This window comes from Methylobacterium sp. 001424705, from assembly GCF_059816145.1.
On sequence record NZ_JCBANU010000007.1, the window covers coordinates 121,127 to 139,609 of the forward strand.

Annotated in this window: 20 protein-coding genes, 1 tRNA gene and 1 pseudogene; 12 read left to right on the forward strand and 10 right to left on the reverse strand. The window is 64.6% G+C overall.

Going from position 1 to position 18,483, the window contains the following annotated elements; all coding sequences use genetic code 11:
• The first annotated feature begins 146 nt into the window (after positions 1-146).
• Positions 147-452 (forward strand): DUF6894 family protein, encoded by a 306-nt coding sequence (locus AC6EUL_RS08020; protein ID WP_499869753.1) that lies wholly within the window; start codon positions 147-149, stop codon positions 450-452.
• Positions 453-2,059: 1,607 nt separating this feature from the next.
• Here AC6EUL_RS08020 and AC6EUL_RS08025 read toward each other — a convergent pair.
• The 4 genes from AC6EUL_RS08025 to AC6EUL_RS08040 form a co-directional block, all read right to left on the reverse strand.
• On the reverse strand, positions 2,060-2,434 hold the full coding sequence (locus tag AC6EUL_RS08025; RefSeq protein ID WP_499869755.1) for a hypothetical protein: 375 nt from the start codon (positions 2,432-2,434) through the stop codon (positions 2,060-2,062).
• A 281-nt stretch (positions 2,435-2,715) separates the two neighbouring features.
• On the reverse strand, positions 2,716-2,985 hold the full coding sequence (locus AC6EUL_RS08030; protein WP_499869757.1) for a hypothetical protein: 270 nt from the start codon (positions 2,983-2,985) through the stop codon (positions 2,716-2,718).
• A gap of 173 nt (positions 2,986-3,158) precedes the next feature.
• Positions 3,159-3,341 (reverse strand): hypothetical protein, encoded by a 183-nt coding sequence (locus tag AC6EUL_RS08035; protein ID WP_499869759.1) that lies wholly within the window; start codon positions 3,339-3,341, stop codon positions 3,159-3,161.
• Positions 3,342-3,727: 386 nt separating this feature from the next.
• Positions 3,728-4,180, reverse strand: a complete 453-nt coding sequence (locus AC6EUL_RS08040) for a cupredoxin domain-containing protein (protein ID WP_499869761.1) — start codon at positions 4,178-4,180, stop codon at positions 3,728-3,730.
• Positions 4,181-4,406: 226 nt separating this feature from the next.
• On the opposite strand from AC6EUL_RS08040, the gene AC6EUL_RS08045 reads away from it, so the two are divergent.
• The 3 genes from AC6EUL_RS08045 to AC6EUL_RS08055 all read left to right on the forward strand — a co-directional run bounded on the left by AC6EUL_RS08045 (position 4,407) and on the right by AC6EUL_RS08055 (position 5,748).
• Positions 4,407-4,964 (forward strand): metallophosphoesterase, encoded by a 558-nt coding sequence (locus tag AC6EUL_RS08045; RefSeq protein ID WP_499869763.1) that lies wholly within the window; start codon positions 4,407-4,409, stop codon positions 4,962-4,964.
• A gap of 59 nt (positions 4,965-5,023) precedes the next feature.
• Positions 5,024-5,185, forward strand: a complete 162-nt coding sequence (locus tag AC6EUL_RS08050; protein WP_499869765.1) for a thermonuclease family protein — start codon at positions 5,024-5,026, stop codon at positions 5,183-5,185.
• A gap of 308 nt (positions 5,186-5,493) precedes the next feature.
• The gene (locus AC6EUL_RS08055) at positions 5,494-5,748 is read left to right on the forward strand and encodes a sunset domain-containing protein (RefSeq protein ID WP_499869810.1); all 255 of its coding nucleotides are present in this window, start codon (positions 5,494-5,496) and stop codon (positions 5,746-5,748) included.
• A gap of 664 nt (positions 5,749-6,412) precedes the next feature.
• Here AC6EUL_RS08055 and AC6EUL_RS08060 read toward each other — a convergent pair.
• The 3 genes and pseudogenes from AC6EUL_RS08060 to AC6EUL_RS08070 all read right to left on the reverse strand — a co-directional run.
• The gene (locus tag AC6EUL_RS08060; RefSeq protein WP_499869767.1) at positions 6,413-6,682 is read right to left on the reverse strand and encodes a DUF6894 family protein; all 270 of its coding nucleotides are present in this window, start codon (positions 6,680-6,682) and stop codon (positions 6,413-6,415) included.
• A gap of 614 nt (positions 6,683-7,296) precedes the next feature.
• Positions 7,297-7,488 (reverse strand): hypothetical protein, encoded by a 192-nt coding sequence (locus AC6EUL_RS08065; RefSeq protein WP_499869769.1) that lies wholly within the window; start codon positions 7,486-7,488, stop codon positions 7,297-7,299.
• Positions 7,489-7,562: 74 nt separating this feature from the next.
• A pseudogene (locus AC6EUL_RS08070) lies at positions 7,563-7,934 on the reverse strand (integrase core domain-containing protein); the annotation flags it as partial.
• A gap of 394 nt (positions 7,935-8,328) precedes the next feature.
• On the opposite strand from AC6EUL_RS08070, the gene AC6EUL_RS08075 reads away from it, so the two are divergent.
• Together AC6EUL_RS08075 and AC6EUL_RS08080 are read left to right on the forward strand one after the other, a co-directional pair.
• A complete protein-coding gene (locus AC6EUL_RS08075; RefSeq protein ID WP_156394287.1) occupies positions 8,329-8,478 on the forward strand; it encodes a hypothetical protein in 150 nt (49 codons plus the stop codon).
• A gap of 147 nt (positions 8,479-8,625) precedes the next feature.
• Positions 8,626-8,925, forward strand: a complete 300-nt coding sequence (locus AC6EUL_RS08080; protein ID WP_499869771.1) for a hypothetical protein — start codon at positions 8,626-8,628, stop codon at positions 8,923-8,925.
• Positions 8,926-9,176: 251 nt separating this feature from the next.
• Here AC6EUL_RS08080 and AC6EUL_RS08085 read toward each other — a convergent pair whose 3' ends face one another.
• Both AC6EUL_RS08085 and AC6EUL_RS08090 read right to left on the reverse strand, forming a co-directional pair.
• Positions 9,177-9,368 carry a hypothetical protein gene (locus AC6EUL_RS08085; RefSeq protein ID WP_499869773.1) on the reverse strand — a complete coding sequence of 64 codons (192 nt, stop codon included), beginning with the start codon at positions 9,366-9,368 and terminating at the stop codon, positions 9,177-9,179.
• Between the two features lie 40 nt (positions 9,369-9,408).
• On the reverse strand, positions 9,409-9,642 hold the full coding sequence (locus tag AC6EUL_RS08090) for a hypothetical protein (RefSeq protein WP_056271609.1): 234 nt from the start codon (positions 9,640-9,642) through the stop codon (positions 9,409-9,411).
• Between the two features lie 184 nt (positions 9,643-9,826).
• Between AC6EUL_RS08090 and AC6EUL_RS08095 the strand changes: the two genes are divergently transcribed.
• Positions 9,827-10,531, forward strand: a complete 705-nt coding sequence (locus AC6EUL_RS08095) for a glutathione binding-like protein (RefSeq protein ID WP_499869775.1) — start codon at positions 9,827-9,829, stop codon at positions 10,529-10,531.
• Positions 10,532-10,608: 77 nt separating this feature from the next.
• Here AC6EUL_RS08095 and AC6EUL_RS08100 read toward each other — a convergent pair whose 3' ends face one another.
• On the reverse strand, positions 10,609-11,478 hold the full coding sequence (locus AC6EUL_RS08100; protein ID WP_499869777.1) for an MBL fold metallo-hydrolase: 870 nt from the start codon (positions 11,476-11,478) through the stop codon (positions 10,609-10,611).
• Positions 11,479-11,596: 118 nt separating this feature from the next.
• Between AC6EUL_RS08100 and AC6EUL_RS08105 the strand changes: the two genes are divergently transcribed.
• The 5 genes from AC6EUL_RS08105 to AC6EUL_RS08125 all read left to right on the forward strand — a co-directional run bounded on the left by AC6EUL_RS08105 (position 11,597) and on the right by AC6EUL_RS08125 (position 18,080).
• Positions 11,597-12,901 carry a glycosyltransferase family 4 protein gene (locus tag AC6EUL_RS08105; RefSeq protein WP_499869779.1) on the forward strand — a complete coding sequence of 435 codons (1,305 nt, stop codon included), beginning with the start codon at positions 11,597-11,599 and terminating at the stop codon, positions 12,899-12,901.
• A gap of 61 nt (positions 12,902-12,962) precedes the next feature.
• Entirely contained in the window at positions 12,963-13,286 is a 324-nt protein-coding gene (locus AC6EUL_RS08110) for a rhodanese-like domain-containing protein (RefSeq protein ID WP_056221005.1), read from the forward strand.
• A gap of 86 nt (positions 13,287-13,372) precedes the next feature.
• On the forward strand, positions 13,373-14,524 hold the full coding sequence (locus tag AC6EUL_RS08115; protein WP_499869782.1) for an efflux RND transporter periplasmic adaptor subunit: 1,152 nt from the start codon (positions 13,373-13,375) through the stop codon (positions 14,522-14,524).
• A gap of 162 nt (positions 14,525-14,686) precedes the next feature.
• Positions 14,687-17,899 carry an efflux RND transporter permease subunit gene (locus AC6EUL_RS08120; RefSeq protein ID WP_499869784.1) on the forward strand — a complete coding sequence of 1,071 codons (3,213 nt, stop codon included), beginning with the start codon at positions 14,687-14,689 and terminating at the stop codon, positions 17,897-17,899.
• A gap of 103 nt (positions 17,900-18,002) precedes the next feature.
• Positions 18,003-18,080, forward strand: a tRNA-Pro gene (locus AC6EUL_RS08125).
• Positions 18,081-18,483 lie beyond the last annotated feature (403 nt).

Genomic DNA, 18,483 nt, shown 5'->3' on the forward strand with positions numbered 1-18,483 from the left:
GGTTTGTCGGGCTGGGCCTGCATCTCGCGTCCGGCTGCTATTGGAACACAACGAAAACAAATTGCATCGCCGGACGTGGTTCAATCGAAACAGGCAAGCCGGGAAGCAGGGCGGTGGACGCCTGTGGAGTGCGGGGTAGAAGACCAATGCCGACGCGGCTTTACCGCTTCCACTGCACGGATGGGCACAATCCTGTTGTCGATCTGCGCGGCCGGCGGGTGCCGACACTCGCCCTGGTGCGCCTTCACGCCGAGCGCGTTGCCCTAAACCTCATGCCGCGCGGCGGGCACCTCGACTGGTCCGACTGGTGGGTTGAAGTCTACGATCAGAACGGGCGGGCAGTGATGTCCAGGACTTTTATCGGCGTCCGGATTGATCGTCCGAGTGCACGGGACAGAGAGAATGTAGCGCAGTCGAACCTGGATCCTGACGAAGGATGGGCGACAGCGTAGGGTGGGCGAGAACAGGTTTGCGCGATGATCGGCCTAAACACAAAACAGCTAGTCTACAAAATATACTTGAAGTAGGCGCCCTCAATATGGCGCTAGTACAGACAGTGAATGGGCTTCGGGCAAGAGTCACTCGTTTGATTTCGGACAATTTCCATCCTGAAGATTTGACTTACTTATTTCTGTTTGCACGAGAACACTGTGACGGCAGGGAGACCGTAGCTGATATTGGCCATTTCGTTGCGCATCGCGTCGAGCGGAACAAGGGCATCGTCACTTAGGCCACGCAAGACTGGGCTACTGTAGCCCAGTTTCACTTATCTCGGTGCAGTCCTGATGGTGAAATCCCGCGCGATGGCACGCGACTGCCACCTGCGGCAAGGGACTACTTTGGTCTTACAGCAAAATTAAATTGATCGACTGATATCAAAAAAGATATTGGGATTAATGTTGCGGATGTCGATAGAATATCAAATATATTTGCAAATAGAATGATTGAAAATAATGACGGCACGTGGTCTGCCCCTGATTTGGCAGACAAAAAACTTGCAGACTGATACCCTATTTATCATCACACCTTGTAGTAAAGCCCGCATTTGAGGGGCATCGCCTCGTTAAAGAATTCCTGCACATTCTGAAAATCAACCAACTATTAGCAACGTAGAAATACGTGAATATGAACAGCATATCTCAGATAGCGTTTTGTTATATGCCACCTCAATTATACACAATAGCGCCATAAGACTTCGCAACGGATCGAAATTCCTATTCGAAACCGGCATAAACGGTAATACAATTGCAGTAGATGCGCCTCTGAAAGGCGCAGCATGCAATTACCCGATGACATGATTTGTTGCAATATTTTTGATACCAACTTAGATCCTAAATCGCATTGCGATCCCAGGCTGCTAGCGCCTGGGCGATGGATATATGATGTAGAACTTTCGCCGAACAGGCTTCTTGTGCCACCTTTGTAATATAATCTAAAAATATTATGCGTTAATATACTATTCAATAAACAATTATACATCTGATAATGCCGCAGTCCAGCCCGACTATCGAGTAGAAGCTGCAGTAGCATTAGCTTGAGTTCGTGAAAACCCGCCGCGGCCAAGCGGGACGGGTCAAAGACGAGCCGCTTCACGAGCGTGGGGCGCTGGTTGATCCGCGGCCGATGAAAGAGTGCGGTAGGTGCCTTGCGCAGGGCGGCCGAAGCGTAAATCAGCGTACAAAGGACCCGCCATGGCATAAGTCGCGCGGGGGAAGATGGCGGATCGAGGCATTAATGCGCCGTTCGGTATGATGAGCTATGGTTGGGATATGCGCTACGCTCTGGCCCTCACCACGATCCTGTGCGCCTCGGGTGCGCATGCGGGGCCGCTTGAGTTCATCCTCGGCACGCCAAGCGTTCCGGGCGTTGTTTCAGGAGGGTCCTTCGGAAACACCGGGAATGACTACTATGGCGACATGCGCCGCAGCAGTTCGGATCCCTGGGTTCGGTCAGCCCGAACCGTGAGAATCCCAGAGCGGCAGATACCGAAGCTGCGTAAGTAGAAAGCTTGCACCGAAACGAAAAGTCCGCCTCAGCTGGAGCTGGGCGGCTCACAGACCTACTGCTCGCGCGGAGGCATCAACAGCTTCTGCGCTTGGCCATCGGGGAGATACCTTGGGCCAGGAGCAGGAGCATGCAGGCTTTTCTCCCAGCCCTTGCGGGCTTCGGATAAGCCGTGCGCCAGAAAGTGGGACAGGGGATCGAACCCATTGGCACTGACATCCGGGTTAGCAGCGAGATACCCATCGGTGCTGAAGCCGGCGCTCAGATCTCGCCCCTCCTTCCAGCCGTGCTGAAGGTAATGCTGTAGCGGCGGGCCCGGGAACTGCGCAGTATCGCGATACCAGTAGCGGTAATAGACCTCGTCGAAGCCGGGCATACGGGCCTGGGTGGTATCGGGCAGCAGCTTCTGAATCAGGCGCAGAATTTTCATGGCTGGGGTCTTAGCAAGAGCGAGTTAAAAACGACAGGCGGCCCAAACGAAAAACCCGCCGCGGCCGGAGCCGGGCGGGTGAAGGTGATGCCCTCGGGAAGGACAGGCCGCACAGAACCATTCTGGCGGTTCGCCGCGTCACTTGCAGGATCCATGCAACAACGAGGGGACCCTGCAGAGGAAAACCCGCCTCGGATTCCTCCGGGCGGGCTCGATTCGACTACGTCAGGCAAACAGCAACAACAGCGCCGTAGTTAGTTTACCGCGCCACGAAGCGCTGGCTAGTTGCTGCCGCCGCTGCCGCCGCCGGCGCTCCCATTCGGAACAGCCTGTTCCGGCTTGTTCGCATTGCCGCCCGCGGCCGAGTCGGAGGTCGACGTGTCGGCACCCGTTGCGCCGCGCGAGACGACGATGTCCGGATCGTTGCCAGTGCTATTCGGCTCCTGGGTGACGATGGCGCCAGTGGTTCCGGGCTGACGCGGGGCGTTGACCTGAGCGACGGCAGGGGCCGCGGCGAACAAGGCGACGCCGACGAAGAAGAGGTATTTCACAGGGTGCTTCTCAATCCGGCCGCCATGAAAGGACCGCCGGCCATGCAGGCTACGACAAGCGCGCTGAGTGCGCGAAGTTGCGAATGGCCTGCGTCGCACCCCTGGGGCAATGCGAGAGAAACCCGCCTCGGATTGCTCCAGGCGAGTGGGGCGTTTCAAGGGCGGTCGAACGCTCAGGCCAACTCAGAAAGCCGCGCGTTCGCCTCAGCGAGAGCGTCTTCCACGGAAGCGTGCTCAGTCTGTGAGGCTTCGTAGAACATCGTCTGCGTGCCGTAGATCGTCCAGAGGTAGCGCGAGCGGTTGCCGGGCGCGGGACGAACACCGATGCGGTACGGCTTCTCGGGCTGGGATGACATGGTGGCTCCTCGGCAAGTCTGAAAACGAAGGTTCCCCATACATCGCTGTTAATGCCCCTCCGGTTCCGCTTTAGAGTCCAAGATACAAAAAACCGCCGCGGCAGGAGCCGAGCGGATGACGGTGGAGTTAGGGGCTCTTCGGGGGGAGGAGCCCGATCCGTGGCAGGTCCGGCGATAGTCGCCTCCCTCATTTCAGGGATCAGGTTCGCTAAGCTTAGCCCGTCTGGCCGAACCTTGCTCTCGGCTTGTCGCCGCCACACGACCAAGGACCAAGCGGAGGCATGGAGTTCGAGATTAATTCGGAGAAGTTGCTTGGGCATCCGCCGGCCCGGCGCGAAGGGATACGGCCCTCCAGCCGCACCATCCGATCCTGGCTGCAGAGGCGTCTACCCTGCGGGTGCCGTCAGAACCAGCTTGCCCTCGAAAGGTGCCTTCCGGTTGCGGTTGCTCGTACAGGCATAGGTCTCCTGGCCCTCCTTCATGGTGCGAATGCGCAGGACGCCCTTACCGTTCTGCTTGACGAGATAGCCTTTCTCGCTGGCGACGTGGACAAGGTCGCCGTCCGCATGCAGCACATTCGCATTCTCGAACTGACCCGGCGCGGTGAGGGTGACGGGCTCGGCGGCTTGGCTCACGATGTGCAGTTCCACATTCGTGTTGGCCGGCAGCCTCAACTCAGCTGGTGCGCAGACGGGCTTGTCACCGTCAATTGTGATCGTGAGTTCGACGGGCGGCATTACGGCACTGGAGGCCGGTGGCAGCGGCTTGCTCTGGGCCAGGGCGGCACACGCGATCGACGTAGCGGTAAGTGCACTGAGTCCGAGCAAAGCGTAACGCATGGAAGTGACCTCGACACATCTGGATGGGGCGTCAGGGAAAGGGCTTCGTAGAGCCGGAGTTCCGGCACGCGGCGGGTCGCCGCAAGGCCGGAGCCCACGACAAGAGCGTGTATGGGGCAAGCGACATCGCGCCCGATTGAGGGGGGTGTGGACTGTGCCATGTAAAAAGACAGGCGACGCTCGGACGGCGATCGTTTTCCAAAGCCGCTTCAATGCGGAAGGATGTATGGCAACGTTCTTCATCGCCGACACGCATTTCGGGGATGCGCCCCTCGTCGAACGGCGGCGGCGGCACTTCGGATCGGTGGAGGGCCACGATGAAGCCCTGATCGCCCGATGGAACGCGGTCGTTGGCCCGGATGACGAGGTCTGGCACCTCGGTGACTTCGCGGCCGGCGCCAGCCGAGCTCATTGCGCCGCGGTGTTTGCGTGCCTCAACGGCATCAAACGCTTGGTGCGCGGCAACCACGACTCCAACCGCGTGCTCGACCTATCCTGGACGGACCCGCCCGTTGAGAGCGCCCGAATCACCGTACGAGACTCGGAAGGACGAAACTGGCGCCTTTTCCTCTCGCACTACCCGCATCGGTCCTGGCCAGGCTTCTGGCGGGAGACCCGGCATCTCTACGGGCATACACATGCCTGCCTACCGGACACGAGCCGATCCTGTGATGTGGGGGCGGACGCCTGTGATTACCGCCCGGTCGACCTGACGACGCTCATCGCCCGCCAGGATGCTGCCGAGCAGGCCCCTGAGGAGATGGCGGTGCGCGGCCTCCGCTGAACCGATGGATCACGCCGGCACCACCCGGATCCCGAATTGGATTGGGACAGGAGCCCCCGATGCGTTCCAGGTCTTTCCTCCTCATCCTGCTCCTCGCAACGCCTGCTCTGACTGATTCGATCGTCGGCCGCGCCTCGGTGATCGACGGCGATACCGTTGAGGTCCGTGGAACGCGGATCCGCCTGCATGGCATCGACGCGCCCGAGAACGCGCAGCTCTGAAAGGACGCCGCCGGCAAGGACTACCGCTGCGGCCAGACAGCGGCGCTCGCCCTATCCGACCTCATCGGCAAACGCCTCGTCTTTTGCGACCCTCGCGACACCGACCGCTACGGCTGCGTCGTTGGGGTATGCCGAGCTGACGCCCAGGATCCGAACGCCTGAATGGTCATCCACGGCCATGCAATCGCTTACCGCCGATACTCCACGAACTACGTCATGGCCGAGAATGAGGAGATGCCAAGGTCTGGATCTGGACCGGATCATTCACGACACCGTCTGATTGGCGGAAGGGCGAGCGTGCGATGCAGATGGAATTCGCCGCCGCTGGCGGTCCCGATGGGCCGATCCCAGCACCGGTTGGGCCTACCGAACGGAATGCGGCGCTTGCCGTAGCGGGCAGCTGCAACATCAAAGGCAACATCTCCCGCTCGGGCGAAAAGGTCTGCCACATCCCTGGCTCACGCGATTACGATCGAACTCGCATCAGCGAGGGGGCTGGCGAGCGCATGTTCTGTTCGGAAAACGAGGCAAAGGCGACTGGCTGGCGGGCGCCACGAGGATAAAGCTAACGCTTCCACACTGGCTGGCGGATCGGCTGATACCTTGGCAGCTACGGAGCCAGGCGCGGTACGACGCCTCACAGCAGTTGCAGCCCAGATAGGTCGCGACGACAAAGCTCTGCCGGCATATGCCGTGCGGGCCTCGACGCTTGTTTGCGATCTAGACTGAGCGTGGCATCCTTTATCGATGGAAGACATCGCCATCGGCATCCACCTTGTCAAAGTCAGCAGCCCGGTTGCCTCGGGTGGTCGGACGGAGAGCCAACTCTGCGTCGCCGCTGTCCCACGGGATCAAGCCGCGGATGCGGTAGCGAAGGTTGTATCGCCGGATTGGGCAGTGAAGCTCACCTCCGACCCCGTGAGTCGCGAAACTGCAGCGAGGCTCAATCTGCGACCGGGCGACGTGAAAGAGTACAGCATCGCCTCAGAACAAGCTTTAGAATGAGAACCCGCCGCGGCGCGAGCCGGGCGGGTGAAGGTGATGCCCTCGGGAAGGACATGTCGCACAGAACCATTCTGGCGGCTCGCCGCGCCTCTTGCAGGATCCCTGCAACATCGAGGCGACCGGACACGAAAAGTCCGCCCAGGATTGCTCCGGGCGGGTGAAGGTTCGAGTCTCGCTGGTTATGGGCTGAACCGCGTGGAGGAAAGATTGCTCCGCTACCTCCTAACGGCCTTCATCCTCCCATCGGCCACTCAGGGTGAGCTTCGCTCGATACAGGGTGTTCCCCTGGTCATCGCGGACCGACGCAAACCAGCTTTGCTGGTCATTCCCTTGGATGGAACGGGTCGCGATCTGCGCCAAGGTGTCGAGCGCTAAGCAGCGTCCAGCCGCCTCGTTTGGCAGAACGGTGCCCGCGTCGTCTGAGGTCGAGCCCTGGGTTTGGCCGACGTCCAAAAAATATCGCGGCATCCGTTTTCCCGCTGGTTTTGACATATGATAAGGCGGCAAAACCGTGCAGGTTCACTGGTTCGCCTGCAAAATAAACCAATTACGGTCATCATACAGAACGATGCCGCTGCGTGCCCCCCAATGCGCTAATGGTGGAATCTTCGATATCGTGCCTGCATACCAAACTGCCGGACGAGACCACTGTCGCTCCAGAGATCAGTTCGGATGTCACTGCCTCTGGCGGTGACGATCAGGATCGCTTCAGCATCGCTGTCAGCAGAAAAGTCTCGGACATGAATGATTCGGCCGTCGGTATGGCGTGTGATCGCACGGTACGCCCGGGTCGGCTTGTCTTCGGCCCGCGATGCGGGCGGCTTGGCATATCCCATCCATACTCCAAGCTGATGCTCGCTGTGGTACCTTGAATACCAATCGAAGCGTGCGGGAGTTCAGGGGCGTCTGGACCTATATGCTCAAGTTTCCGTGATTAGATGGCGTTCCTTTAAGGGCGAGCGGGATTACGGGTGCGTCGCCTGAATGTAGCCGGAAGAAGTCCGCTATAGCTTTCGCCGGGCGAGTGAGGCAGAGATGGGCGCCCTCAAGGGAAGGGCTATGTTTAGTAGCAGGTCAAGCTGCGAGCGGATCTCACATTTGAGGGATCAACCCGCGCAGCGGATGTCCCGCGTGCCCCGCGTAAGCCCCTGGATCGCCTCGACCATCTCGCGGTGCTCTTGATGGCGATCCTCGGCAAGACGCTTCTCGTGCTGCCCGCGATCCTCCAACAGTCGCCGTTCGTGCTCGCGGTGCTCCTCCGCCTCTTTCTTCCGGAAGGTCATCTCGGTCTCGCGCACCAGCGTGCATCGGTCATGCGATGCCGAGCCCCCTCGTGACCTGACCGGTATTTTGGACCGAGCCAACTGGAAGGCTACTGCATGGTGGTGGCCATGGGTAGCCGGAAGGCCAGATCCGGGAGGGTGACAAGCGCAGGTAGCCGGTAGCCCAACGACGAATGCGGCCGAACGCGGTTGTAGGTATTCTGCCAGATCCCAATCACGGTCTGTGCCTCCTTGAGCGAGGAGAAGATCTCTTGGCGTAGGCACTCGTCCTTCAGCTTGCCATTGAAGCTCTTGCAGTAGCCATTCTCCTACGGCGATCTTGGTGCAATGTACTGGATCTGCGGGCCAGTTCTGGCGAACGATTTCCGCAAAGCCTTCGGGATCATCTCTGGACCATTGTCGCAGCGGATGTTCTCTGGGATGCCGTGCAGACACATCGCATCGGCCAGCGCCTCGATCACGCTCCAGATCTTTCATCCGGCGCGCCTGGTCGATCTGCAAGCCGCACTCCTTGCGCCAGCGTGAGTCGCTTTGCTCGGAGATCTCGGCCTCCTTGCAGGCCAGGGCCAAACTCTTGCCCTGCGCGGTCTGCACCTCGATCTGGCGCAGCTTCAGCACCACCTGCTCCGCACCCGTCTTCTAACCTCGCCGCATGTCCAGCTCCTCCGGTCCAGGCTGATCCTCTCAATAAGCCCGGTCCAAAACCAGCCAGTGACGTCACGGGGGACCTGCCCGTCCGCCCTCGGCGGCGCACGGCGGACGCGGTTCCGCCCTCGCCGGCTCCCCCCCATTGCTGGACAGCGACGGTCGCGCGCTTCCACATCGCCCATGCGAACCGAATCGACGGAGCCGGGCATGAGCGACGCGAGATACCGCGCCCTGGAGGCGCGCATCGATGCCTTGGAGGGCGAGGTGAAACGCGCGCGGAACGATATCCAGTGGGCGATCGCCCTGATGTTCGTCGTCCCGGTCGGGTTGCTGATCATCCTGCGCGTCTGGTCCTGAGAGGCCTCATCGGCAGGACCGCCGACGAGACGTCGGGAACACAGTTCGCATTCGACGCTGATCGTTAACGTGGCGGTCATGATGACGGCAACCGACGCGATCCTCGCAGTGGAACCATGGTAATGAAGGTCGAACGAGGGTCGATCGATGGTCTTGATTCTACTGGCCGCCATGGGCGGAGGCATGTTCTCGACGGCGCTGCTGCTGCCGTACGGCATCCTGACCGCTTTGTTGGGTGCGCCGCTGACCGCGAGCCTCTGCGCCGCCGCCGCCGGTGCCGTGATCCTGCTGCGCCGGGGCGACGATGGGCGCACGGATGTGGCCTTCGACGAAGCCATGGACGACCGGACGGACGCCATGGTCAAGATGCTGCGAGACATCGCCGCCAAGGGTCGTGAGACCGGCGCGGATGCCGAGCGGCCGGCGCGCAACGCCAAGGCCGCCTGAGGCAAGCCGCACCCGGGGCGCAGCCCTCGCCCCTGGGGAAGCGTCGAACGACGATCCGCGTCACTCCCAGCAACGACGGTCGCGCTGACCACGCGCTCCCCCAAAAGCGGGACGGAATCCGGAGCACACGGCCCGTCCGGATCGCGCCACTTACGGAAATCGAGCGGTCCGTCACGTTGCGCAGAACGGCGTACGCCCCGCGGGCGAAGGTGTGCCTGCGAGCCCTGGCGTCTCTCGTGGATGGGGTCGATCTACACCCGCACGTCGACGATGCGGCGTTGGCGGCCCACCACGTCCCCCTCGGCATCCCGTGCCCGATCCACCTCGACGAAAACGGTGCGCGGCTCGGCCTCGTGGCGTCGCGCCGCATCGTTCCGGGCGCCATGCACGATCTCGGTGGCGCGGATGATCCCGACCTGCATGAGGGGAACGGTGATCGTCATGGGCGTCGATCCTCCGAAAACGTGCGAGGGGGGCCGCGGCTCAGGCGAGGATGTCGAGGACCCGGCGCTCGGAATCGAGCGTGGATTTCAGGATGGCGGTGTTCATCCCGATATTGGCCTTCTCCTGCATGAGCTGGACGGCGGTGGTCGAGAGATCGACCTGGGTCGCGCTCGGCAGGCTGGTGCCGAGCGTCGCGATCCCCTCGGCGGCCGTGGCGTAGCGCTGAGTCGCCGCCAGAAGCCCGCCGCTGCTCGCCGAAATTGCGCTGACCATGCCGTCGCTCCCTCATTTCCCGCGAGGCAACCACGGTCCCCTGAATTCCCCGTTGTGAAACTACGGCGCATTTGAACGACCGACCGCGGCCCTCCTCCGTCCCGGCTTGACCCCCGTTCCTCCGAGGCCCACCTCGGGCCCGACGCGACCGGACCGAGCCCCGGCGCGCAGCACGGAGACCGCGATGATCGATCTGCACTATTGGCCGACCCCGAACGGCCACAAGGTCACGATGTTCCTCGAAGAGGCGGGGCTCGACTACACCCTCAAGCCGGTGAACATCGGCAAGGGTGACCAGTTCAAGCCGGATTTCCTGGCCATCGCCCCGAACAACCGCATGCCGGCGCTCGTCGACCACGCGCCGGCAGGCGGAGGCGCCCCCGTCTCACTGTTCGAATCCGGCGCGATCCTGCTCTACCTCGCCGAGAAGACCGGGCGCTTCATCGCCGGGGACGTGCCCGGCCGCGCCGAGGTGCTGCAATGGCTGTTCTGGCAGATGGGCGGCCTCGGGCCCATGCTCGGCCAGAATCATCACTTCACCCAGTACGCGCCGGAAAAGGTGCCCTACGCCATCGACCGCTACGTCAAGGAGACCAACCGCCTCTACGGCGTCCTCGACCGTCGCCTCGCCGACCGCCCCTTCGTCGCCGGCGCGGACTACTCGATCGCCGACATGGCCTGCTATCCCTGGATCGTGCCCTACGAGAAGCAGGGCCAGCGCCTGGAAGATTTCCCGAACCTCCAGCGCTGGTTCCGGGCGATCGCCGAGCGCCCGGGGACGAAGGCCGCCTATGCCCGCGCTCCGGAGATCAACCCGGATTTCGGGAAGACCCTGAGCGAGGAGGCCAAGAAGGTGATGTTCGGCCAGACCGCCGCGACGCGCGGCTGACCCGGACCGGGGGGCGCCCTGGCGCGCTCCGATCCGCTCTCCCGGCGGGATCGATCGGATCGGGCCTGCCCGTGTCCTCAGCGCCTCAGGGTGTCGAGCGGCACCGGGGCGGCGTGCGGGCGGGTCGCCAGCATGCCGTCGATCAGCGCCAGCACTTCGGCCCGGCCGCAATTGGCGGCTGGCTCGAAGGGCGTCCAGGTCTGGGTGAAGTCGAGCTGGGCGAAGACGTCGCGGTAGCGCCGCAATTCGTTCGTGGTCAGGGGCACCCCGCGCACGAAGGCCTTGTGGGCCGAGATGGTCAGCGCCCGCCGGAAGTCCTGCGGGTCGAGCTCGAACTTCAGGGCGTCGCCGCAGAACAGGATCTTTCGCCTGCGATCGAACAACACCGCGTGGCCGTCGAAGTGGCCGGCCGTGCGATGGAGTTCGAGGCCGGGGAGGGGCTCGAGGAAATCGTCGTAGGGCCAGGACACCTGCAGCGCCGCGCTCCAGACGAAGTCCGCCGCAGCTAAGCAGAGTTCCGGATCGAAGCGGTCCTGAAGCTGCACCAGCGCGCCGTAGGCATGCGGGTGCGAGGAGGACAGCACCTGCATCCCTCCGAGGCGCGCGATGTGCTGGAGAGCGGCCTCGCTGAAGACCGGGCAGGCCTCGAATCCCATGTTTCCGGCCGGAGTCTGGACGAGATAGGCGCTGGGCCCGATGCCCGAGACGGGATCGTTCCAGAACCGCCACACGCCGGGCTCCAATTCCTCCCAATGGCAGGGAAACCGGTCCTGCGCTTCCCGCTCGGTCCAGAACTGCCAACCCTTCTGCGGTACCACGTGGCGGGCGTCGAGGCACATCGGACAGGCCGGCGGGCGATCGAAATGGCGCTGCCAGAACCCGCAATTGTCACAGGTGTAGGCGGGAAGGTCGAGGGCGCCGGCGAAGGGCAGGTATCCGGGAGACACGAAGCGTTGCTCTCGTTGGCGGCGTCGGCCGCGGGTAGCCTCGGGCTGAGGCGTGCGCATATAGGCGCGAGGCGGAGACCGGCCATACGGCACCGCACCTGAACGCCACCGGAGGATCATGCCCGTCCCGAGCCTCGCCTTCGACCTGACCCGTCTCATCACCCGCCTGCGGCATCCGAGCCCGAGCGGGATCGACCGGGTCGACCTCGCCTATGCCCGGCACGTCCTGGCCCAGGCCGGAGACCGCTTCGGCCTGGTGTCGACGGCGTTCGGCCCGCGCGTGCTGGCCCGGGCGGAGGCGCTCGGCATCGTCGAGGCCGTGGCGGCGGCCTGGGTCGAGGACCGCGACGCGACGCAGGATCCGGTCTACCGCCGGCTGGTCTCGACCCTCGGATCGCCGGGCGAGGCCGGTCCGCCGACCCCCGCGCCCGCGCGCGGCGGCACCGGGGACAGGCGGCGGATCCAGGCCCGGACGGCGGCCACGACCCTTCGCGCGCGTGGCCCCGAGATCCTGCCGGCCGGGACCGTCTACCTGCATAGCTCGCACCTGCGCCTCGACAAGCCCGGCCGATTCGACTGGCTCTACGACCGGCGCGACGTCCGGCCCATCTTCTTCGTCCACGACCTCATCCCCATCGACTATCCGGAATACGGGCGGCCCGGGGAGGCGGAGCGGCACCGGGTCCGGATGGAGACCGTCGCCCGCCACGCCGCGCACGTGCTGGTCAATTCCCGCGACGTCGGCGAGCGCTTCGCCGTATACTGCGCGGCGCTGGGGCGGCCGACGCCGCCCGTGACGGCGGCACTCCTCGGGGTCGAGCCGGTGTTCCGGCCGGCGGGGGAGGGACCGTCCTTCACGCCCGCGCGGCCGACCTTCGTCGCCTGCGGCACCATCGAGCCGCGCAAGAACCACCTGGCGCTGCTGCATCTCTGGCGCGACCTCGCCGAGCGGCACGGGCCCGAAACGCCCCGCCTCGTCCTGGTCGGCCGACGGGGCTGGGAGGCGGAGAACATCATCGACATGCTGGAGCGGTGCCCCGCCATCCGCACGCACGTGACCGAAGTCAGCGGCCTGTCGAGCCACGGCCTCGCGGCGCTGCTGCGATCAGCTACCGCCCTGCTGATGCCCTCGTTCGCGGAAGGGTACGGCCTGCCCGTGGTCGAGGCCGCGGCCTCGGGCCTGCCGGTCGTCGCCTCGGACCTTGCCGTCCACAGGGAGATCGGTGCCGGATTCGCGTGGTTCCTCGATCCCCTCGACGGGCTCGGCTGGCGCCAGGCGGTGGAAGACCTCTCGGTGCCGGGCTCCACGCTTCGCGAAGCGCTCGCATGCCGGACGGCCGACACCGACCTGCCGAGCTGGACCGCGCATTTCGAGACCGTCGAGGCGGTTCTGGCACGCACCATTTGCCGTCCTGACGACTGACGCCTAAGAACATCCGTCAGTGACCGACCGTGCACGGGACGGTGCGAGAGAGGACAAACGGATGAAGGTTGTCGACCTGGACCGGGATGCGATCAAGGCCGGCCTCGCCGACCAGTCCATGCTGGTGATCGATGTGCGCGAGCCGCATGAATTCGAACAAGGACACATCCCCGGCGCAGTTACCCATCCGCTCTCGACCTTCGACCCGGGGACCCTCGCGGCGCTGATTGCCGAGGACGCCCGGACACCGGTCTTCTCGTGCATGTCGGGCGTACGCTCGGTTCACGCGCTGGCAGCCGCCCAGAACGCCGGCTTGCCGATCGAGGCGCATTACCGGGGTGGATTCAAGGATTGGGCAGGCTCCGGCGAACCGGTCGAGGTCTGAGGCATGCGCGGAGCATGTGTGGCAGCGCACGACATAGGTCGCGGCGGACCTCTAGCTGGCGCATCGTAGGGAATAACCATATGCGCATGCGCTCGATCTTCAGTTTGCTTCCGATCGTCGGACTGGTCGCTTCGGCGCTCGTCGCGCCGGTCCTCGTATCCCCCGCCCAGGCCCAGGCCCCGGGCGGACCGCCGCCGAAGGTCACCACGGCCAAGCCGGTGGTCCGCGAGATCGTCGAGACCGACACCTATACGGGCCGCTTCGACCCCGTCGACATCGTCGACGTCCGGGCCCGCGTCACCGGCTACCTCGAGAAGCTGAACTTCACCGACGGCGCCACGGTGAAGAAGGGCGACCTGCTCTTCGTCATCGACCGGCGACCCTACAAGGCGGCCCTCGACCAGGCCCAGGCGGCGCTGGTCTCGGCCAAGGCCCGGCTGAACTTCTCGCAGACCGACCTCGACCGCGCCCAGACGCTGAGCAAGTCCGGCAACATCTCCGAGCAGGTCACCGACCAGCGCCGGCAGGCCTCCCAGACCGCGCAGGCCGATGTCGACAGCGCTGACGCGCAGCTGCGCCAGGCGCAGCTGAACTACGACTTCACCGAGGTGAGGGCCCCGATCTCGGGCCGCATCAGCCGGCGCCTGGTCACCGAGGGCAACATCGTCATCACCGACCAGACCCTGTTGACGACGATCGTCTCCCTCGACCCGATCTATTTCGGCTTCACCGTCGATGAGCGCTCGTTCCTGAAGTACCAGGGCAGCCTCGGAATCGGCATGGGCGAGACCCAGAAGGGCAAGGGCGTCCCGATCCTGATCGCGCTTACCGGCGAGGCGAAGCCGACCCGCAAGGGCACCCTCGACTTCGTGGACAACCGGGTCGACAACGCCACCGGCACGGTGCTGCTGCGCGCCACCGTGGAGAACCCCGACGGGTTCATCAAGCCCGGCCTGTTCGGCGTCGTCTCGCTGCCCGCCACCAAGCCCTATCAGGGCATCCTGCTGCCCGACGAGGCGGTCTCGGCCAACCAGGACAAGCGCATCGTCTACATCGTCGCCGACGACGGCACGGTGTCCCTGCGCGAGGTCAAGCTCGGTCCCAAGGTCGACGGCTACCGGGTGATCCGCGAGGGGCTGAAGGGCGACGAGAACGTCGTCGTCAACGGCGTCACGCGCGTCCGTCCGGGCGCCAAGGTGGCGGCCGAATCCTCTACCCTGCCGCCCAGCAAGACCTGACGCCCATTATGACCTGACGGGTGAGCCCCGAGGCAGGCGCAGCCCCTACGAGGATCATCCCCGACCGGTCACGGCCGGGGAGCGGCCACCAGACCGCGGACGAAGAAACGGTGCCGACTCGAACCCGCGCGTGCGGGCCGCATGCGGCGAGAGGTTCAAGCGATGCGTTTTGCCCACTTCTTCGTCGATCGGCCGATCTTCGCGTCGGTCACGTCGATCGTCTTCCTGATCCTCGGCTACGTCGCCTACCTGTCGCTGCCGGTGGCGCAGTACCCCGAGATCGTGCCGCCGACCGTGACCGTGCGTGCGAGCTTCCCCGGCGCCAACGCCGAGACGGTGGCGGCGACGATCGCGACCCCGATCGAGCAGGAGGTCAACGGCGTCGACAACATGCTCTACATGACGTCGTTGTCGACCAACGACGGCAACATGCTGCTGACGGTGACCTTCAAGGTCGGCACCAACCTCGATATCGCGAACGTTCTCGTCCAGAACCGCCTCTCGGTCGCCCAGCCGCGCCTGCCGCCGGACGTGCGCAACCTCGGCGTCACCGTCCGCAAGGCCTCGCCGGACCTGATGCTGGTGGTGCACCTGCTGTCGCCGAAGAAAACCTACGACCAGAACTACCTCGCCAACTACATCTACCTGAACATCCGCGACGAGCTGCTGCGCCTCGACGGCGTTGGCGACATCACCATCTTCGGCGGCAACGAGTACGCCGAGCGCGTCTGGCTCGATCCGAACAAGCTCGCGGCCTACGGCCTCACCACCTCCGACGTCATCACGGCCCTGTCCGAGCAGAACGTGCAGGTGGCCGCCGGCGCCCTGAACTCGCCGCCGGCCGCGACGGGCCAGGCCTTCCAGCTCATCGTGCAGTCTCAGGGGCGCTTCCAGAGCCCCGAGGAATTTGCCGACGTCATCGTCAAGGCCTCCGACGGCCGCCTCGTCCGGGTGAAGGACATCGCCCGCGTCGAGATGGGCCAGAAGGACTACACCACCAACTCGTTCCTGAATGACACGCCCGCCATCGGCATCGGCGCCTTCCAGCGCCCGGGCACCAACGCCCTCGACGCCGCCGCGTCGGTGCGCAAGGTGATGGACAACCTCAAGAAGAACTTCCCGCCGGACATCGAGTACCGCATCGCCTACAACCCGACGGAGTTCATCGAGGAGTCGATCCACGAGGTCTACAAGACGCTCTTCGAAGCCGTCGGCCTCGTCGTCATCGTGGTGCTGGTCTTCCTGCAGAGCTGGCGCACCGCGCTCATCCCTGTGATCGCCATCCCGGTCTCGCTGGTCGGCACCTTCGCGGCCATGTCGGCCTTCGGGTTCTCCCTGAACAACCTCACCCTGTTCGGGCTCGTGCTCGCCATCGGCATCGTGGTCGACGACGCCATCGTGGTGGTGGAGAACGTCGAGCGCAATATGGCCGAGGGCCTGTCGCCGGGCGACGCCGCGCACAAGACCATGGACGAGGTCGGCGGCGCCGTCATCGCCATCGCCCTGGTGCTCTCGGCGGTGTTCATTCCGACCGCCTTCATTCCCGGCATCACCGGCCAGTTCTACAAGCAGTTCGCGCTGACTATCGCGGCCTCGACCATCATCTCGATGTTCAACTCGCTGACGCTGTCGCCGGCGCTCTGCAAGCTTCTCCTGAAGCCCCACCACGCGCACGCCAAGCCGAAGTTCTTTCTCTTCCGCTTCGTCGCCTGGCTGGCGGACATGTTCAACAAGGGCTTCGACTGGCTCTCGAACACCTATGGGCGGATCATCTACGGCCTGACGAACTACGCGGTCGGGCTGATCGCGATGCTGCTCGTCTACGCGGCCGTCATCGCCGCGACCCTCCACCTGGTCCAGACGACCCCCACCGGCTTCATCCCGGACCAGGACCAGGGCTACCTCATCGGCGTGGTGCAGCTGCCCTCGGGCGCCTCCCTCGACCGCACCACCGAGGTGGTGAACCGGGCAGCGGCGGCGGCCCGCAAGATCGAGGGCGTGACCAACACCGTCATCATCGCGGGCTTCGACGGCGCGACCTTCACCAACACCACCAATTCGGGCGTGATGTTCATCACCCTGGCGGGCGCCAAGGAGCGGGCGGGCCAGGGGCGGAGCGCGGCGGTGATCACCAACGAGGTGATCAAAGCGACCGCCGACATCCAGGAAGCCCGCGTCATCGTCATCCCACCGCCGCCGGTGCGCGGCCTCGGCCAGGGCGGCGGCTTCAAGATGCAGATCGAGAGCCGGCAGAGCTCCGCCATCGGCCCGCTCCTCGGCGCGGTCGGCGAGGTGCTGGGCAAGGCGAACCAGAGCAACGACGTGCAGCGGGTGTTCACCACCTTCGGCAACGACACGCCGCAGCTCTATCTGGACATCGACCGCACGGTGGCGCGCATGCTCAACGTGCCGCTCGGCAACGTGTTCTCGACGGTGCAGACGGCGCTCGGTGGCGCCTACGTCAACGACTTCAACACCCTGGGCCGCATCTATCAGGTCCGCGTGCAGGGCGACGCCCCGTTCCGCGTCTCGAAGCAGGACATCGAGCAGTTGAAGGTCCGCTCCTCCACCGGCGCCCTGGTGCCGATGGGGACGCTGGCCACGATCCGCGAGATCACCGGCCCGCAGATCGTCCAGCGCTTCAACCTCTACTACTCGGTGCCGGTCCAGGGCACGGCCAAGCCCGGCATCTCCACCGGCCAGGCCCTCGACGCCATGGAGGCCATTGCCAAGGACAACCTGCCGGACGGATACGCCTACGACTGGACCGAGATCGCCTACCAGCAGAAGGCCGCGGGCAACACGGCGATCTACGTGTTCGCGCTGGGCGTGCTCCTCGTCTTCCTCGTGCTCGCCGCGCAGTACGAATCCTGGGCCTTGCCGCTGGCGATCCTGCTCGTGGTGCCCACCGGCGTGCTCGCGGCCCTGTTCGGGGTGCAGCTGCGGGGCCAGGACAACAACATCCTGACTCAGATCGGCCTGATCGTGCTGATCGGTCTGGCGGCCAAGAACGCCATCCTGATCGTGGAGTTCGCGCACCAGTTGGAGGAGACCGAGCGGAAGGGCCCCGTGGCCGCCGCCGTCGAGGCCTGCCGCTTGCGCCTGCGCCCGATCCTGATGACGGCCTTCGCCTTCATCCTCGGCACGGTGCCGCTGGTGATCGCCACCGGCCCCGGTGCCGAGATGCGCCAGGCGCTCGGCACCGCCGTCTGCTTCGGCATGATCGGCGCCACGGTGTTCGGCCTCTTCCTGACCCCGGTCTTCTACGTGGTGATCCGGAACTTCCTGATCTGGCTCGCCAAGAAGCGCGGCAAGGACCCGCACAATACCACGCCGGACAAGCACGATCCGCTCCCGGCGCCCTCCCACGCCTGAGACCGACCCGAGCCCGGATGCGAACCTCGCATCCGGGCTTCGTGTTTTGGGGTTGCGCCTCGCAAACCGGAAAGCTAAAGACCCCTCACCCCGCGAGGGGCGTCGGAGCGTAGCGCAGCCCGGTTAGCGCACTAGTCTGGGGGACTAGGGGTCGGAGGTTCGAATCCTCTCGCTCCGACCATTCGAGCTCATTGCCCCCACAATGAGATGTCCAGAATCCTGACCATCGATGACCGGCCCCGTGAGCGCCCGGATACCGGCCTCGGCGCGCGGCCCGCGCGGTGATCGCGCGACGTGCCCTGCGCACTCCCGGTCTCGGCAGCCCCCCCGCAAACACGAAATCGTCAGCCGCCCCGCGCCTCGCGAGAGGACGGCCGCCGCCGCTCGTCGCGAGGCGCGACCGGCGGATTGACTCGTGCGCAAGCTTGGCTTTCTCACTCCTCCCGGCGCACCGCCCGCGGGCGTCACCGCCCGTCCGTGGCCGTCCCCGGCCCCGGGGAGAACGACGGGCCGGTCGTCGGTGCGCAGGCGGGACTCCAATCGGAAATTTGCCACGAATGGCGTCACACAAACACGACGCGACT

What these genes read in the sequence shown, in the direction of transcription:
- AC6EUL_RS08075 (WP_156394287.1), top strand. Translation starts at nt 8,329, where the DNA reads ATGAGCGACGCGAGATACCGCGCCCTGGAGGCGCGCATCGATGCCTTG.
- AC6EUL_RS08060 (WP_499869767.1), bottom strand. Translation starts at nt 6,682, where the DNA reads ATGTCAAAACCAGCGGGAAAACGGATGCCGCGATATTTTTTGGACGTC.
- AC6EUL_RS08050 (WP_499869765.1), top strand. Translation starts at nt 5,024, where the DNA reads ATGCGTTCCAGGTCTTTCCTCCTCATCCTGCTCCTCGCAACGCCTGCT.
- AC6EUL_RS08055 (WP_499869810.1), top strand. Translation starts at nt 5,494, where the DNA reads ATGGAATTCGCCGCCGCTGGCGGTCCCGATGGGCCGATCCCAGCACCG.
- AC6EUL_RS08120 (WP_499869784.1), top strand. Translation starts at nt 14,687, where the DNA reads ATGCGTTTTGCCCACTTCTTCGTCGATCGGCCGATCTTCGCGTCGGTC.
- AC6EUL_RS08110 (WP_056221005.1), top strand. Translation starts at nt 12,963, where the DNA reads ATGAAGGTTGTCGACCTGGACCGGGATGCGATCAAGGCCGGCCTCGCC.
- AC6EUL_RS08090 (WP_056271609.1), bottom strand. Translation starts at nt 9,642, where the DNA reads ATGGTCAGCGCAATTTCGGCGAGCAGCGGCGGGCTTCTGGCGGCGACT.
- AC6EUL_RS08045 (WP_499869763.1), top strand. Translation starts at nt 4,407, where the DNA reads ATGGCAACGTTCTTCATCGCCGACACGCATTTCGGGGATGCGCCCCTC.
- AC6EUL_RS08115 (WP_499869782.1), top strand. Translation starts at nt 13,373, where the DNA reads ATGCGCTCGATCTTCAGTTTGCTTCCGATCGTCGGACTGGTCGCTTCG.
- AC6EUL_RS08105 (WP_499869779.1), top strand. Translation starts at nt 11,597, where the DNA reads ATGCCCGTCCCGAGCCTCGCCTTCGACCTGACCCGTCTCATCACCCGC.
- AC6EUL_RS08020 (WP_499869753.1), top strand. Translation starts at nt 147, where the DNA reads ATGCCGACGCGGCTTTACCGCTTCCACTGCACGGATGGGCACAATCCT.
- AC6EUL_RS08040 (WP_499869761.1), bottom strand. Translation starts at nt 4,180, where the DNA reads ATGCGTTACGCTTTGCTCGGACTCAGTGCACTTACCGCTACGTCGATC.
- AC6EUL_RS08035 (WP_499869759.1), bottom strand. Translation starts at nt 3,341, where the DNA reads ATGTCATCCCAGCCCGAGAAGCCGTACCGCATCGGTGTTCGTCCCGCG.
- AC6EUL_RS08085 (WP_499869773.1), bottom strand. Translation starts at nt 9,368, where the DNA reads ATGACGATCACCGTTCCCCTCATGCAGGTCGGGATCATCCGCGCCACC.
- AC6EUL_RS08080 (WP_499869771.1), top strand. Translation starts at nt 8,626, where the DNA reads ATGGTCTTGATTCTACTGGCCGCCATGGGCGGAGGCATGTTCTCGACG.
- AC6EUL_RS08095 (WP_499869775.1), top strand. Translation starts at nt 9,827, where the DNA reads ATGATCGATCTGCACTATTGGCCGACCCCGAACGGCCACAAGGTCACG.
- AC6EUL_RS08025 (WP_499869755.1), bottom strand. Translation starts at nt 2,434, where the DNA reads ATGAAAATTCTGCGCCTGATTCAGAAGCTGCTGCCCGATACCACCCAG.